The organism is Nocardia sp. NPDC052566 (assembly GCF_044547285.1).
Classification (GTDB): Bacteria; Actinomycetota; Actinomycetes; order Mycobacteriales; family Mycobacteriaceae; genus Nocardia.
The window spans coordinates 65,403-80,454 of the sequence record NZ_JBIUAF010000001.1 but is presented as its reverse complement, the minus strand read 5'-3'; the positions used below and the strand labels follow the sequence as shown (position 1 = coordinate 80,454).

Genomic DNA, 15,052 nt, shown 5'->3' with positions numbered 1-15,052 from the left:
GCGCACCCTGCGACTTCCGCACCCGGCATCGCAGGCGAATCGGCGTGCGGGGAAATCACAGGGTGCGCGGCCGATGGTCCCGGCGCCCACGGAGCGCCGGGACCAAGGTCAGGCCTCGTCGAGCAGTTCGGCGGTGACCGCCGATTCGGTGTCCGGAATGCCCAGTTCCTTGGCGCGCCGATCCGCCATCGAGAGCAGCCGCCGGATCCGGCCCGCCACAGCGTCTTTCGTCATCGGCGGATCGGCCAGCTGGCCGAGCTCCTCCAGCGACGCCTGGCGGTGCTGGACGCGCAGTTTGCCCGCCGCGGCGAGATGGTCGGGCACGTCGTCGCCGAGGATCTCCAGCGCGCGTTCCACCCTGGCGGCCGCGGCGACGGCGGCCCGCGCCGAGCGGCGCAGGTTGGCGTCGTCGAAATTCGCCAGGCGGTTCGCGGTGGCGCGCACCTCGCGGCGCATCCTGCGGTCCTCCCAGGTGAGCCGGGTGTCGTGGGCACCCATCCTGGTCAGCAGCGCGCCGATGGCCTCGCCGTCACGCACCACGACCCGATCGGTGCCGCGCACCTCTCGTGCCTTGGCGGTGATACCGAGCCGCCGAGCCGCACCGACCAGCGCCAGCGCCGCCTCCGGGCCGGGGCAACTCACCTCCAGCGCCGAGGAGCGACCCGGTTCGGTGAGCGAGCCGTGCGCGAGAAACGCGCCACGCCAGGCGGCTTCGGCATCGGCGATACTGCCGCCGACGACCTGGGCCGGTAGCCCGCGCACCGGGCGACCGCGCACGTCGAGCAGCCCGGTCTGCCGGGCCAGCGCCTCGCCCTCCTTCGATACACGCACCACGTAGCGCGAGGTCTTGCGCAGACCACCCGCCCCGAGCACGTGCACATCGGAGCCGTAGCCGTATAGCTCGAAGATCTCCCGTCGCAACCGGCGCGCGATGGAGCCCATGTCGACCTCGGCCTCGACGATCACCCGGCCGCCGACGATGTGCAGGCCGCCCGCGAACCGCAGCAGTGCCGACAGTTCCGCCTTCCTGGAACTGACCTGCGACACGGTGAGCCTGCTCAACTCGTCTTTCACATCGGCTGTCATCGCCACGAGACGCGCTCCTTTCCACCCAACCCGGAACGCACATCCTGTCCCATGTGCCGTCCCTCGACTCGAAGCCCTGCCATGTGTGGCCGAGGTTGCCGGATCAGTTGATCCAGTGCGGCGGCAAGTTTTCCGGGATGATGCCGGTCCGTCCCCGCTTCGGCGACATCGGAGAAGGTTACTCGCGCCCGCAACTGTTCGGCAGCTCTCGCCACATGTTCTCTTTCGCGACCCTCCGGTACGGATCCGGAATCGACCAGTACCTCGTCCACCGCGAATTCCGGTGCGTGCTGGGACAATACATGCAGGTGACGCTCTGCGGAGAAGCCCGCCGTTTCGCCCGGTTCCGCGGCGAGATTGAGGACCAGAATTTTTCGCGCCCTGGTATACACCAGCGCGTCGCGCAGCTCGGGGACGAGCACGTGCGGAATCACGCTGGTGAACCACGAACCAGGGCCGAGCACAACGACATCCGCGTGCTCGATGGCCGAGGTGGCCTCCGGTCCGGCGGGCGGATCGGACGGAATCAAGCGGACTCGACGCACCTTTCCGGGGGTTGTCGCGACGGCAACCTGCCCGCGAATGCAGCGGCTCACCCGCGGATCCGCTTCCAGCCCAGAGACATCCGCCTCGATATCGAGCGCGATGGGCGACATCGGGAGCACGCGTCCGGTAATCCGCAACATCTTGGCGACCTCGTCGAGCGCGGCGACCGGATCGCCGAGCACCTCCGCGAGCCCGGCCAGGATCAGGTTGCCGACCGAATGTCCCGCCAGCGCACCGGTGCCGCCGAAGCGGTGCTGCACGGTCTTGGTCCACACACCATCGGCGTCGGCGGCCAGCGCGGCCAGCGCCATCCGCAGATCACCCGGGGGTAGCACACCGAGTTCACTGCGCAATCTGCCCGACGAGCCGCCGTCGTCGGCGACCGTGACGACCGCGACGATCTTCCTGGTCAGCCGCCGGATCGCGGTCAGGGTCGCGTACAGGCCGTGCCCGCCACCCAGCGCGACGATGGCGGGATTGGCCTCCCAGCCCGTCATTCGCGCCCCAGATCCCGATGGACCACGCGCACCACATCGGCCACACCCGCACCGATGTCCGCGCCGATCAGTTCACCCAGCGCCTCGGCGATCGCCACGCTGCGGTGCTTGCCTCCGGTGCAGCCCACTGCCACCGTCATGTATCGCTTCCCCTCTTGGCGGTACCCGTTCATGGTCAGGTCGACCAGGTGGTGGCAGGTACGCAGATAATCGTCCGCGCCGGGGCGGGACAACACGTACTCGCTGACCACGGTCTCCTGCCCCGTGTGTTCCCGCAGTTCCGGAATCCAATGTGGATTAGGTAGAAAACGCACATCCAACACCATGTCGGCGTCCAGCGGTACCCCGTACTTGAACCCGAACGATTGCACGGTCAGCTGCAGGGTAGTCGCGGCGCCGCCGCCGTATGCCTCCTCGAGCTTGCGATGGAGCTGGTGGATGGATAGTTCGGTGGTATCGATGACCAGGTCGGCGGCCGCCTTCACGGCGGAAAGGCGCACCCGTTCGGCGGCGATACCGGCAGACAGTGTGCCGTCCGCGCTCTCGCTCTGCAACGGGTGACGGCGGCGGGCGAACCCGAAGCGCCGGATCAGCACATCGTCGGAGGCCTCGAGGAACAGCACCCTGGTCGGCACGCCGAGGGCGCGCAGCTGCTCGGTGACGACGGACAGATCACCGGTGAAGAACCGGCTGCGCACGTCCATCACCAGGGCGAGGCGGTGGATCGGCGGCTCGGCCGACGCGCCGAGCTCCACCATTCGGCCGATCAGCTCGGGTGGCAGGTTGTCGGTGACGTACCAGCCCAGATCCTCCAGCACCCGCGCGGCGGTCCCGCGGCCCGCCCCGGACAGGCCGGTCACGATGACCGCCTCCACCGAGGCACCCTTCGCCAGGCCGCCCCGACCCGTCCCGGGTCGCGGACTGCCCGCTGTGTTGTTCGATTCGACGCGTGTCATGTCCTACCGGATCCGAGTGTCTAGGTGCCTCTCGATCATCCCGCACCGGTTCCGGTATCGGGCGCAGACACACAACGTACGCGAAACCGAAACATGAGGTGCGTGGATGCGCGGCCCTATTCCTGCTGTAGCGCCGCCAGTACTGCCTTTGCCGTTGCCACTCCGATGCCAGGGACCTCGGTGATCTGCTCCACCGTCGCCTCCTTGAGCTTGGCCACCGATCCGAAATGGGTAACCAGCGCGGTCCGGCGCGCCGCGCCGAGGCCGGGCACCGCGTCCAGCGCCGAGGCGGTCATCCGGCGGGAGCGTTTGCTGCGGTGGAAGGTGATGGCGAAACGGTGCGCCTCGTCCCGGACCCGCTGCAGCAGATACAGCGCCTCGCTGTTGCGCGGCATGATCACCGGATCGGCCTCGCCAGGCACCCACACCTCCTCGAGCCGCTTGGCCAGGCCGATCACCGCGACATCGGTGATGCCGAGCTCGTCGAGCACCTCCGCGGCCGCCGCCACCTGCGGCGCGCCACCGTCGACGACGTACAGGTTCGGCGGATAGGCGAACTTGCGCGGACGGCCGGTGCGCGGGTCGATACCGGGCCGCGAGGTGAGTTCGGCTGTGCCATCGGCATTCTCGGACGCTTCGGCCTCGATCTCCGCCAGATCGGCGGCCTCCATCGCGTCGCGATCCTTGCGCAGCTTCAGGAACCGCCGCCTGGTCACCTCGGCGATGCTGCCCACGTCGTCGGAGCGACCGTCGCCCGCGGCCTCCTTGATCCCGTAGTGCCGGTACTCGGATTTGCGGGCCAGGCCGTCCTCGAACACCACCAGCGAGGCCACGACGTCGGTGCCCTGTACGTGACTGATATCGACGCATTCGATCCGCAGCGGTGCGGTGTCCAGCTCCAGCGCGTCCTGAATCTCTTGCAGCGCCGCCGATCTGGAGGTCAGGTCGCCCGCGCGCTTGAGCTTGTGCTGGGCAAGCGCCTCCTGCGCGTTGCGCTGCACGGTCTCCGCGAGTGCCTTCTTGTCGCCGCGCTGCGGCACCCGCAGCTGCACCGCCGAACCGCGCAGCGCCGACAGCCACTGCTGAACCTGCTCCTGGTCGGCGGGCAGCTCGGGCACGAGCACCTCGCGCGGCACCACCGCCGCGGGCTGCTCCTGCTCGCCCTGTTCGGCCATGGCCACCTGCTCGCCGTAGAACTGGGTGAGGAACTGCTCGACCAACGCGGCCATCTCGCTGCCCGACTCCGGTGTATCGATCGCATCGCCCGACTTGTCCACCACCCAGCCGCGCTGGCCGCGCACCCGGCCGTCGCGGACGTGGAAGATCTGCACCGCCACCTCCAATTCGTCGGTGGCGAAGGCGATCACGTCCGCGTCGGTGCCGGTGCCGAGCACCACCGCCTGCTTCTCCAGCGCCCGGCGCAGCGCCTGGATGTCGTCGCGCAGCCGGGCCGCGTTCTCGAAATCGAGGTCCTCGGCGGCGTCGTGCATGCGCCGCTCCAGCTCGCGCACCATGCGGTCGGTGCGCCCGGCCAGGAAGTCGCAGAAGTCCTCGACGATGCGACGGTGCTCGGCGGCGTCCACCCTGCCGATGCACGGCGCGGAGCACTTGTCGATGTAGCCGAGCAGGCACGGGCGCCCGATCTGGCTGTGCCGCTTGAAAACTCCGTTGGAGCAGGTGCGCGCCGGGAACACCCGCAGCAGCAGATCGAGCGTCTCCCTGATCGCCCACGCGTGCGCGTACGGGCCGAAGTACCGCACGCCCTTCTTGCGCGCGCCGCGGTAGACGAACAGCCGCGGGTACTCCTCGTTCAAGGTCACCGCGAGCACCGGGTACGACTTGTCGTCGCGGTAGCGGACATTGAACCGTGGATCGAATTCCTTGATCCAGTTGTATTCCAGCTGCAGCGCCTCCACCTCGGTGGAGACGACCGTCCATTCGACGCTCGCCGCGGTGGTGACCATCTGCCTCGTCCGCGGGTGCAGCCCGGCCACGTCGGCGAAGTACGAGTTCAGCCTGCTGCGCAGGCTCTTGGCCTTCCCGACGTAGATGACCTGCCGATGCGCGTCCCGGAATTTGTACACACCGGGTTCGACGGGGATCGTGCCCGGCTTCGGCCGGTACGTCGCTGGATCTGCCACCGGATAAGCCTATAGACGCTGTCCGACACAGTCGGTCCGCAGCCTGCGCCGGGCCGGAGCGAAGCCGGACAGGCGGGCGCGGCGGACGGAGTCCGCCTCGCGCCGGGCCGGAGCGAAGCCGGAGGCAGCCGCCTATCCACGCGGTCCGACAACGTTGTTCCGCAGGCATGCGCGCGCGGGCCGGTCGCGCCGAGCGGCGAACAGGCGGGCATGATCATCGGAGATCCCGAGGGGGGAACGCTCGTCTTTTGGTGACCGAGTCGACCGTGTTCCACCGACCCCGAACCGAGGAAAGGACGATCATGCCGGACGCCGAACTACCGCAAGCCGACCGCGTTCCGCCGACCGCCGAAGCCACCGCGCCGCAGCCCACCGAGTACATCCCGCAGCCACCCGCCGGCGCGCAGCCCTCCACCGATTACATCCCCCAGCCACCTGCCGCGCAGCAGCCCACCGACTACGTCCCACAGCCACCCCCGACCGGTACGTTCGCGCCGCAGCCCGGCCGGCAGCCGTTCGCCGCGCCGCCCAACGGCTACCCGTCGTATCCCCCACCCAACGGCCACTATCCCCCGCAGTACGGCCACGCGCCCGCGCCGTACCCGCCGCACGGCTATCAGACGGCCCCGTATCCCCCTGTGCCCCTTCGGATGCCGGGCACGGTGCGCGCCGCCCAGATCATCTCGTTCCTGATGGCCGGGCTCGGCATCCTGCTCGGCACGGTCGCGGGCGCGCTCGGCAAATTCGAGCTGCTCGGCGCGCTCGTCTTCGGCTTCAGCCCGGCACTGGTGCTCGGCATTCTCGCGTTCTCGTTCGGCTACGCCCACCGGGGCACCCGGATCTCCTCGATCGTCCTCGGCAGCTTCCTCGCGCTGTTCGGCCTGAATCCGACCAGCCCGCCCGGCCTGCTCGGACTCATCATGGGCATCACGATCGTCGTCCTGCTCGCGCAGGGTTCAGCGGGCGCGTGGTTCAACCGGCCGCGCCCGGAAACCGAGGCGTACTGACCTATTCGGCGAGCCCGTACTGCCGGAGCACGTCGAGCAGCGCGTCGGCGCGCTCGGCCGTCGGTAGCGCCTCGACCAGTGCGAAACGGCAGCCGAGCGCGGCGGCGCCGCCGTCGGCCTCGGCGCTGTCGCCGACCATCAGCGCGGCGCCGGGCTCGACGCCGAGCTTGTCCAGCGCGGCGCGGAAGATGCGCGGATCCGGTTTGATCGCACCGACTTCGAAGGAGAGCGCGAACGCGCCGAGCGCGGCGTCCAGGCCGAGCGCGGTGAACGCGGGCCGGATGTCGAACGGGATATTGCTCACCACGGCCGTCGGGATACCCTGTGCGGCAAGCGAGTTCAGCACCGCGACGGTGTCGGGGTATGGTGTCCAGGCCAGCGGATCGATGAGCCGCTGGTACAGCCGCTCCGCCTGATCCTCGGTCGGCACACCGGACTGGCGCAGCACCTCGAGCAGGATGTAGCGATGCAGCTCCGGGTCCAGATCCCGGTTGTCCCAGGCGTGTTGGCCGCGCTCGTCGAAGCGCATCGCCTGCTCGACCGGCGCCGTCATCCGGCGCATGATCTCGGCCTGCTCGTGCATGTCGAGCACGCGCCCGTCGGCCGTATGCAGCTCCTCACCCCAGAATTGGGCATCCTCCAAGCGGAACAGCGTGCCGGAGTAGTCGAACAACACCGCTTCGATCGTCACCCGGGCCAGCCTACCGACGGCGCCGCCTGATGAACGCCGTCGGCGTAGCCGTCCTCAGACCTGTGCATGGCCGGAGCGAAGGCGGAGTTACGCCCGACCCGGTGTGCCGGTTCAGAGGCTGTTCGCGAACAGCGCGTACTGCGCGGCCACCTTGTAGCGGATATCGGTGTCGTCGTCGCTGTTCACCAGTCCCACATAGCGTTTGTAGACCACGTAGCAGCGGTTGAGGTAATCGCGTTCTTGATTGCCGCGCTTGTCCAGGTGCAGGCATTTCACGTCCGGCACGTTCGGCGGCCCGTTGACCGGGAAGTAGTACGGGCTGTTGGTGGTGATGAGCCCGCTGACCAGCGCCTCGCCCGCCTTCGAATCCCGCACCCTGATGACGGAGTTGCCGTCGAGCACCGCGACGGCGTCGACGCCGGTATCGGTGACCAGCTTGTCGCGCACGGTCTCGTCCTTGGCCAGGTGGATCAGCGACGTCGGGCCGTAGACGGCGAACTTGTCCAGATCCGGCGCCCTGCCGTCGTCGCGCTTGTCGGTGACGACGCGGGCGAGCAGGTTGTCCGGATCGATGCGCAGCTGATCGATCTTGTCCGCCGGCGTCGGCTGGAAGCGGTCGAGCATCGGGATCTGCGCGTCGAGCACCTTGCGCGCCCAATCGGTCAGATCCTTCTCCTCGGCGCGCGGGCGCGCGACGAACGCGATGAGCACGAATTCCCGGTACGCCATGAACATGCCGACGTTGGCCACACCGGGCCGCCAGTGCACGAAGGCGTCCGGGTACTGGGCGAGGCTGAGCCTGCGGTTCTGTCCCGAGGCGACGTCGAAATCCGCGTCGTTGATCTCGCGGGCGGCCAGTTTCGCAACGGAGTCGGACGGGAACCGCAGCACCCGCAGGGTGAGCGCGGTGGCGTCCGGACCAGGCGTGTCCTTACCGGGCGGATCGGGCTTGTCGGCGCCGCTGATCGCGTAGCCGACCAGCATGCCGCGGTTGCGCAGGATCGGCTCGGCGGTATTGGACAGCGCGCCGGTCGCCACCGCGTCCTTCGGATCGACGAGCACGCGGCTGCCGCGCCCGACGACCAGCGACGGGTCGATGCGGACCGTCGGCACCACCGCCTCGGACATCCGCATGCCCTCGAGCAGCGCGCTCTTGTCCCCCGCGCTCTGTTTGTAGTGATAGCGGTCGACGGGATAGCTGCCGACATCGAATTTGCGGACATCGAGCTCGCTCGCCGTCGGCGTGCCGCGAACCCCGCCGCAACCGGCCAGCAGCCCGGTGAGAACGACGGCCATCAACAGTGTTCGTGACGTCCGCTTCATGACCCCCGCCCCCGTCTGTCGCAGGTGTATTCACGGTACCGGACCGGGGCCGTTCGCGCGGCCCATCGCAGAAGGCATGCGGCAGTGCGGTTTTGCCCCGGCGTGGCGGGAAAAATGCGCGGGTGCCGGTGATGCGGGCTACAGTCCCAGCATGAGTCGCACGTTGGGAACCTGGATCGGCGCCGCGGCGGTGGTGTTGCTCGCCACGGGCACGCTGACCAGCTGCTCGTCCGAGAACAAGCAGGCAGAGGCCTGCACGAGCACACCGAACGGCACGCCGGTTGTCGCGACGCCGTCCGGCACGCCGGGCGGTCCGACCAAGGACATCAGCACCAATCCGGAGATCGCGACCGGCTACCGCTCGGGCATGACGGCCGTGCGGACGAAGACCTACGCGGTGTCGACGGCCAATCCGGTCTCCACCTCGGCGGCCTGCGAGGTGCTGCGCAACGGCGGCACCGCGGCCGACGCGCTGATCGCCGCGCAGGCGGTGCTCGGCCTGGTCGAGCCACAGTCCTCGGGTATCGGCGGCGGCGCCTTCCTGCTGTACTACGACGCGAACACCAAGAGCGTCGAGGCCTACGACGGGCGCGAGGTCGCGCCGGCGGCCGCCACCGAGAACTATCTGCGCTGGGTCAGCGACACCGACCGCACCGCACCGCTGCCGAACGCGCGGGCCAGCGGCCGATCCATCGGCGTCCCAGGGGTTTTGCGGATGCTGGAGATGGCGCACCGTGATCACGGCAAGACCGGCTGGCGCGAATTGTTCGATCCCGCCATCGGATTGGCCGATCGCGGCTTCCCGATCAGCGCCAGGCTGGCGAGCCAGATCGCCGAATCCGCCAAGGATCTCGGGATGGACGAATCGGCGAAGGCCTACTTCCTCAACCCGGACGGCACCGCCAAGACGCCGGGCACCGTGCTGGCCAACCCGGCGATGTCGAAGACGTTGAGCGCCATCGCGACCGAAGGCGCGAACGCCTTCTACACCGGCGCCATCGCCCGCGATCTGGTCGACGCCGCCACCTCCGCCTCCGGTGGCCGCACCCCGAGCCTGCTCACCACCGCCGATCTCGCGAACTATCAGGCCAAGAAGCGCACCGCGCTGTGCACCGGATACCGCACCAGCGAAATCTGCAGCATGCCTGCGCCGTCGTCCGGTGGCATCACCGTCGCGGCGACCCTCGGCATCCTGGAGAACTTCGACCTGGCCACTTACCGGCCGGAGAATATCGACCGGAACGGCGGCAGGCCGAAGGCCGATGCCGTGCACCTGATCGCCGAGGCCGAACGGCTCGCCTACGCCGACCGCAACAAGTACGTCGCCGATACCGATTTCATTCCGCTGCCTGGCAATTCGCCGCAGACCCTGCTGAACAAGGAGTACCTGAAGCAGCGGGCGAGCCTGATCAATCCCGGCCGCAGCATGGGCACCGCACAGGCCGGTGACTTCGGCCCGGTGCCGCTCGGCGTCGGCCCGCAGCCGCCGGAGCACGGCACCAGCCATATCTCGGTGATCGATAAGTACGGCAACGCGGCCGCCATGACCACCACGGTGGAATCGGCGTTCGGCTCCTTCCACCTCGTCGACGGCTTCGTGCTGAACAACCAGCTCACCGACTTCTCCGCCGATCCGGTCGGCGCGGACGGCGTCCCGGTGGCCAACCGGCTGCAGCCGGGTAAGCGCCCGCGCAGCTCGATGAGCCCGACCCTGGTCTTCGAACGCGGCGCCGACGGCTCGCGCGGGCAGCTCAAAGATGTCACCGGCTCCCCCGGCGGTTCGGTGATCATCCAGTTCGTCGTCAAAACCCTGGTGAACATGCTGGATTGGGGCCTGGACCCGCAGCAGGCGGTCTCCGCGGTGTCCTTCGGCGCGGGCAATACCCCGGCCACCGGCGTCGGCGGTGAACATCCGGCCATCAACGCCACCGACAAGGGTGATCACGATCCGCTGGTGCTGCGCCTGCGCGAACTGGGGCATCAGGTGTCGGTGGACCCGCAGTCCAGCGGCTTGAGCGCGCTGCACCGCGACGGCACCGAGGGCTGGGTCGGCGGCGCCGATCCACGTCGCGAGGGCCTCGTACTCGGCGACACCCGCTGATCCTCGGCGACACCCGCCGAATCACCCTCGCGGGAGCAGTATTCCGGCGAGGGTGAGCAGGTTCAGCACGCCGAACACCACGATCGAACCGACGTGCGTCCATTTGGCGGCCGCCTTGTCGAAGCCGAGGGCGAGCCGGCGGGTCAGCCGCACCATCACGACGACCCACACCACGAGCACCGAAGTGCCGAGCGCGATGACGGCGCTCGGCATCGGGTAGCGCCCGCAGAACAGCAGCCACGGGCCGATCGCTATGGCCTGCGCGGCGGTCGCCACGCGGCATGACCTGGCGACGCCGAAGACGACCGGGGTGGTGCGCCTGCCGCCTGCCCCGTCGTTGTCGGCATCGCGGACATCCTGTGCGATGCCCTCGCCGATACCCATGAACACCGCGACGAATACTCCGAAGGGCCAAGCCCGCGCCCACTTCTCGGTGTCGACGACGCTGCCGATCAGTCCGAACATCAGCAGCCAGATCGCGAACCACATGAGCTGCGCCCACACCGGGCGACCGGACAACCGTAGTGGCGGGGTGTTGTACGCGGTCGTCACCGCGACCACGCCGACGACGAGCACGCCGACGAGCGGTGACAGCGCGAATGCCAGCCCGACCCCGACGGCACTCAGACCCGCCCCGATCACGATGAAATCGGTGGCCCGGCCGCGACCGGTCACCAGTGCCCTTGTGGCGCGCGACTTCTCGGAACTCGCCGCATCCACATCGGTGTCCATCGCGTCGTTGACGAACGTCGCGCCGATGTGTAGCGCGAGAATCACCAGACCACCGGTCAGCACCTTCCATAGCGCCACCCAGTGGGTGAACAAGACGCAGAACATGGTCAGCGGGGCTAGGACGTCGAACCAGATCCGGGTGCTGAGCCGGATCGAGCCGAGCATGCTGTCCACCCGATCGGCCGCCGTGGCACCCACGACCCGGCGCATCGCGATGTCGACAAAGGGACGGATCGTGGTCATGTGGGGACCGCCATGGAATCGGAGGAGTTCTTCGCGCACCTCAGGAATTCGTCGGCGAGACCGCTTCCGATGGCTCATTCGTCGAAATCCGGCCCACGCCGGAGTGAAATCTAATTGCCAGCGGTGTATTTCGCGCCGAGTTCGCGGAACCGGTCGAGGGCGCGCGCCGCGCGCTCGCCGTCGTTCGAGCGGATGGCGAGCAGCGGGACGTAGTCGTCGTCCGCCAATTCCAGCCTGGCCCAAGACTTCCGGTCCGGAAAGGCGACACCTCTGATGTCCGCCCAGGCGAACTGGTTGTCACCGAGGATGTTCCGCACCGAAACGCCGCGCGCACCGACGCGGACCCGCGGCCGGGTCAGCAGCAGCACCGCGGCGGCGCCGAGCATGCCGATGCCGATCATGGCCAGCTGATCGGCGAAGCGGAAGTTCACGCCGGTCGAGCCGTGGCGCAGCCAGATACCGCCCGCGGTGAAACCCGCGAACAACAGCACCGCGACGATCCTGGCGACGAGCACCGCCCGATGCGGCCGGATCTCCAGATCCCAGTCATCCCCGGCCGGCTGCTCGGCGGGGGTCCTTCGCCACATGCGCACGACCGGCATGACGTCAGGCGGACTGTCGCAGGGCGCGCAGCGTCAGCGCGGCGTCGAGCGCGGCCGCGCAGGCCTGTTCGCCCTTGTCCTCCGCCGAACCGGGCAGCCCGGCCCGGTCGAGCGCCTGCGCCTCGGTATCGGTGGTGAGCACACCGTTGGTGACCGGCGTTTCCTCGTCGAGCGACACCCGGGTGAGACCGGCGGTCACCGCATCGCACACGTACTCGAAATGCGGTGTGCCGCCGCGGATCACCACACCGAGCGCGACGACGGCGTCATGGGTGCGGGCCAGCTGCTGCGCGACAACGGGCAGCTCCATCGCCCCGGCGCAGCGGACCACCGTCACGTGCTCGACGCCGGCCTCCTTGGCCACCCGCTCCGCATTCGCCACCAGCGTGTCACAGATCTCCGTGTGCCAGCGCGAGGCGACGATGCCGAGCTTGAGGTCCTTGGCATCCGCCAGCGCGAAACTGGGTACGCCGGTGCCGCTCATCGGTATCCTTTCTTGCCGCGCCTGCGGCGCGGCGTGTTCGCGGCCCCCTGGTGTTGTATGGGGGGTTCACGGTCACTGCGCGGTTTCGCCCAGGTCGAGGTCGTCGAGCCCGATCAGGTCGTGGCCCATGCGATCTCGCTTGGTGCGCAGGTAGCGCAGGTTTTCGGCGTTGGCGCGCAGGGGCATCGGCACCCGCTCGGTGATCCGCAGGCCGTAGCCGTCGAGGCCGACCCGCTTGGCCGGGTTGTTGGTCAGCAGCCGCATCGAGCGGATGCCGAGATCGACCAGGATCTGGGCGCCGGTGCCGTAATCGCGGGCATCCGCGGGCAGTCCGAGCTCCAGGTTCGCGTCGACGGTGTCGTGCCCGTTGTCCTGCAGCTGGTAGGCCTGCAGCTTGTGCATCAGGCCGATGCCGCGGCCCTCGTGCCCGCGCATGTACAGCACGACGCCGCGGCCCTCGGTGGCCACCATCTCCAGCGCGGCGTCCAGCTGCGGGCCGCAGTCGCAGCGCAGCGAACCGAAGACGTCACCGGTGAGGCATTCCGAGTGCACGCGCACCAGCACGTCCTCACCGTCGCCGATATCGCCGCGCACCAGCGCGACGTGCTCGACCTCGTCGTAGATGCTCTGGTAGCCGACGGCCATGAATTCACCGTGCGCGGTGGGGATTCGCGCCTCGGCGACACGCACCACCTGCTTCTCGTGCTTGCGCCGCCAGGCGATCATGTCGGCAATGGAGATCAGCGCCAGATCGTGCTCGTCGGCGAAGACCCGCAGTTCCTCGGTGCGGGCCATGTGGCCCTCGTCCTTCTGGCTGACGATCTCGCAGATGACACCGGCCGGTGCCAGCCCGGCCATCCTGGATAGGTCGACCGCGGCCTCGGTGTGACCGGGCCTGCGCAGCACGCCACCCTCCTTGGCGCGCAACGGCACCACATGTCCGGGGCGGGTCAGGTCGTCGGCCTTCGCGTTCGGATCGGCGAGCAGGCGCATGGTGGTGGCCCGGTCGGCGCCGGAGATGCCGGTGGTGATGCCCTCGCGGGCGTCGACCGAGACGGTGTAGGCGGTGCCGTGCTTGTCCTGGTTCATCGCGTACATCGGCGGCAGGCCGAGGCGGTCGCAGTCCTCACCGGTGAGCGGCACGCAGATATAGCCCGACGTGTAGCGAATCATGAAGGCCACCAGCTCGGGGGTCGCCTTCTCCGCCGCGAAGATGAGGTCTCCCTCGTTCTCGCGGTCCTCGTCGTCGACGACGACGACCGCCTTACCGGCGGCGATATCGGCGACTGCGCGCTCGATGGTGTCGAACCTGGTCACGTCCGTTGTACTCCATCTCGAAATAGTTGCGGTTCTACAGTAGACGACCCCACTGAAACTGAATCGACGCCGCCCGCACGCCCGCAACGCAGCGAGTCGCATGAGCGCCATTCGTGCCGCCGATCAGATACAGCCGAACCCAACCCCGCACGGAGCGAGTCTTTCGACCGCGGGTCACCGGCCAGCCAGCGTCCGACAGGCTCAACCACGCCAGGCACTACGCCGAAGGCGCTAGCCAACGCATGCGCCGAAGGCGCGAGTCTCGGCCGCTCGGATGCGAGACACAGGGGGCCGCCAACACGCGCCGCCGAAGGCGGTGCCATCTATACAGCCCCGCGTGCTTGGAGACGCTCGACGTACTTCGCGATGACATCGACCTCGAGGTTCACGGTGGTGCCGACGGTGGCGAAACCGAGGTTGGTCAGCGACAGCGTGGTCGGGATGAGCGAGACCTCGAACCAGTCGCGGTTGCCGTCGGCGGCCGGTGCGTCGGCGATGCCGAGTCCGGAGACGGTCAGCGAGATGCCGTCGACGGTGATCGACCCCTTCTCCACTACATAGCGCGCGATCGCGTCGGGCAGCGAGATGCGCACCACGTCCCAGTTCTCCGAGGGGGTGCGGGAGAGCACGGTGCCGGTGCCGTCGACGTGGCCCTGCACCAGGTGTCCGCCGAGGCGGCTGTTCAGCGCGGCGGCGCGCTCCAGGTTGACCTTGGCGCCCGCGTCCAGGCCGCCGATGCTCGACCGGTTCAGCGTCTCGGCGATCACGTCGACGGTGAACTTGTCGCCGTCCACCACATCGACCACGGTGAGGCACACGCCGTTGACGGCGATCGAATCACCGTGTCCGGCATCGGAAGTCACCAGCTTGCCCTTGATCGTCAAGCGGGCGGCGTCGGCCAGCTGCTCGGTGGCGACGATCTCGCCAAGCTCCTCGACGATGCCTGTGAACATGCGTGACTCCCTGTCGCGTCGTTGTCGTGCGGGTCTTCCGCTAGCGGAACAGCCGGGACGAGCACGGCTATTCCCGGTACCCCAAGCGTAACGACAGCCGGTCGTAGCCGGCACGACGGTTCCGGTCGGCGAACCCAAGCCGACCGGCAGGCCGGAAAGAGACGCTTGAACAAGCGCCCATTATTTTTACAGGGGGGAATTTCATACCGGCATGCGGAAATTTCGGCGTTCACCGGTCGACCACAATTGTTCAGTGGTATTTTCGAAACCGTTCGGCCGAATTAAACCGGCTGCTCGTAGAGTGATTGCCCAGGTCATGCCAGGTCGAAACACGCTTATACCTCGAACTTGCGCATAGACCAAAATGGAAGCA

The 15,052-nt window shown here is 68.5% G+C and carries 13 protein-coding genes; 2 read left to right on the top strand and 11 right to left on the bottom strand.

Going from position 1 to position 15,052, the window contains the following annotated elements; translation table 11 throughout:
* Positions 1–108 precede the first annotated feature (108 nt).
* The 4 genes from whiA to uvrC all read right to left on the bottom strand — a co-directional run bounded on the left by whiA (position 109) and on the right by uvrC (position 5,226).
* Positions 109–1,086: a DNA-binding protein WhiA gene (whiA, locus tag ACIG5A_RS00350; protein ID WP_397238745.1), complete on the bottom strand. Its 978-nt coding sequence runs from the start codon at positions 1,084–1,086 to the stop codon at positions 109–111.
* Positions 1,083–2,129, bottom strand: coding sequence for a uridine diphosphate-N-acetylglucosamine-binding protein YvcK (gene yvcK, locus ACIG5A_RS00345; protein ID WP_397236050.1), 1,047 nt, complete (start codon positions 2,127–2,129; stop codon positions 1,083–1,085). The genes whiA and yvcK overlap by 4 nt, the downstream gene beginning before the upstream one ends.
* Entirely contained in the window at positions 2,126–3,085 is a 960-nt protein-coding gene (gene rapZ / locus ACIG5A_RS00340; RefSeq protein ID WP_397236048.1) for an RNase adapter RapZ, read from the bottom strand. Before rapZ ends, yvcK begins: the two co-directional genes overlap by 4 nt.
* A 116-nt stretch (positions 3,086–3,201) precedes the next feature.
* Complete coding sequence (gene uvrC, locus ACIG5A_RS00335) at positions 3,202–5,226, bottom strand: excinuclease ABC subunit UvrC (protein ID WP_397236046.1); 2,025 nt, start codon at positions 5,224–5,226, stop codon at positions 3,202–3,204.
* Positions 5,227–5,528: 302 nt separating this feature from the next.
* On the opposite strand from uvrC, the gene ACIG5A_RS00330 reads away from it, so the two are divergent.
* Positions 5,529–6,233 carry a hypothetical protein gene (locus ACIG5A_RS00330; protein WP_397236044.1) on the top strand — a complete coding sequence of 235 codons (705 nt, stop codon included), beginning with the start codon at positions 5,529–5,531 and terminating at the stop codon, positions 6,231–6,233.
* Between the two features lies 1 nt (position 6,234).
* Here the strand turns inward: ACIG5A_RS00330 and ACIG5A_RS00325 are convergent, their stop codons facing one another.
* Positions 6,235–6,924, bottom strand: a complete 690-nt coding sequence (locus ACIG5A_RS00325) for an HAD family hydrolase (RefSeq protein WP_397236042.1) — start codon at positions 6,922–6,924, stop codon at positions 6,235–6,237.
* A gap of 111 nt (positions 6,925–7,035) precedes the next feature.
* On the bottom strand, positions 7,036–8,247 hold the full coding sequence (locus ACIG5A_RS00320) for a hypothetical protein (RefSeq protein WP_397236040.1): 1,212 nt from the start codon (positions 8,245–8,247) through the stop codon (positions 7,036–7,038).
* Positions 8,248–8,398: 151 nt separating this feature from the next.
* Here ACIG5A_RS00320 and ACIG5A_RS00315 point away from each other — a divergent pair, with 151 nt between their 5' ends.
* Positions 8,399–10,348, top strand: coding sequence for a gamma-glutamyltransferase family protein (locus ACIG5A_RS00315; protein WP_397236038.1), 1,950 nt, complete (start codon positions 8,399–8,401; stop codon positions 10,346–10,348).
* 21 nt (positions 10,349–10,369) lie between these two features.
* Here ACIG5A_RS00315 and ACIG5A_RS00310 read toward each other — a convergent pair whose 3' ends face one another.
* From ACIG5A_RS00310 to ACIG5A_RS00290, 5 genes are all read right to left on the bottom strand, one after another.
* A complete protein-coding gene (locus ACIG5A_RS00310; RefSeq protein WP_397236036.1) occupies positions 10,370–11,323 on the bottom strand; it encodes a UbiA family prenyltransferase in 954 nt (317 codons plus the stop codon).
* Positions 11,324–11,433: 110 nt separating this feature from the next.
* Positions 11,434–11,925: a PH domain-containing protein gene (locus tag ACIG5A_RS00305; RefSeq protein WP_397236034.1), complete on the bottom strand. Its 492-nt coding sequence runs from the start codon at positions 11,923–11,925 to the stop codon at positions 11,434–11,436.
* 4 nt (positions 11,926–11,929) lie between these two features.
* Positions 11,930–12,409, bottom strand: coding sequence for a 6,7-dimethyl-8-ribityllumazine synthase (gene ribH / locus ACIG5A_RS00300; RefSeq protein WP_397236032.1), 480 nt, complete (start codon positions 12,407–12,409; stop codon positions 11,930–11,932).
* A gap of 72 nt (positions 12,410–12,481) precedes the next feature.
* On the bottom strand, positions 12,482–13,726 hold the full coding sequence (locus tag ACIG5A_RS00295; protein WP_397236030.1) for a bifunctional 3,4-dihydroxy-2-butanone-4-phosphate synthase/GTP cyclohydrolase II: 1,245 nt from the start codon (positions 13,724–13,726) through the stop codon (positions 12,482–12,484).
* A 323-nt stretch (positions 13,727–14,049) separates the two neighbouring features.
* On the bottom strand, positions 14,050–14,679 hold the full coding sequence (locus ACIG5A_RS00290; RefSeq protein ID WP_397236028.1) for a riboflavin synthase: 630 nt from the start codon (positions 14,677–14,679) through the stop codon (positions 14,050–14,052).
* Positions 14,680–15,052 lie beyond the last annotated feature (373 nt).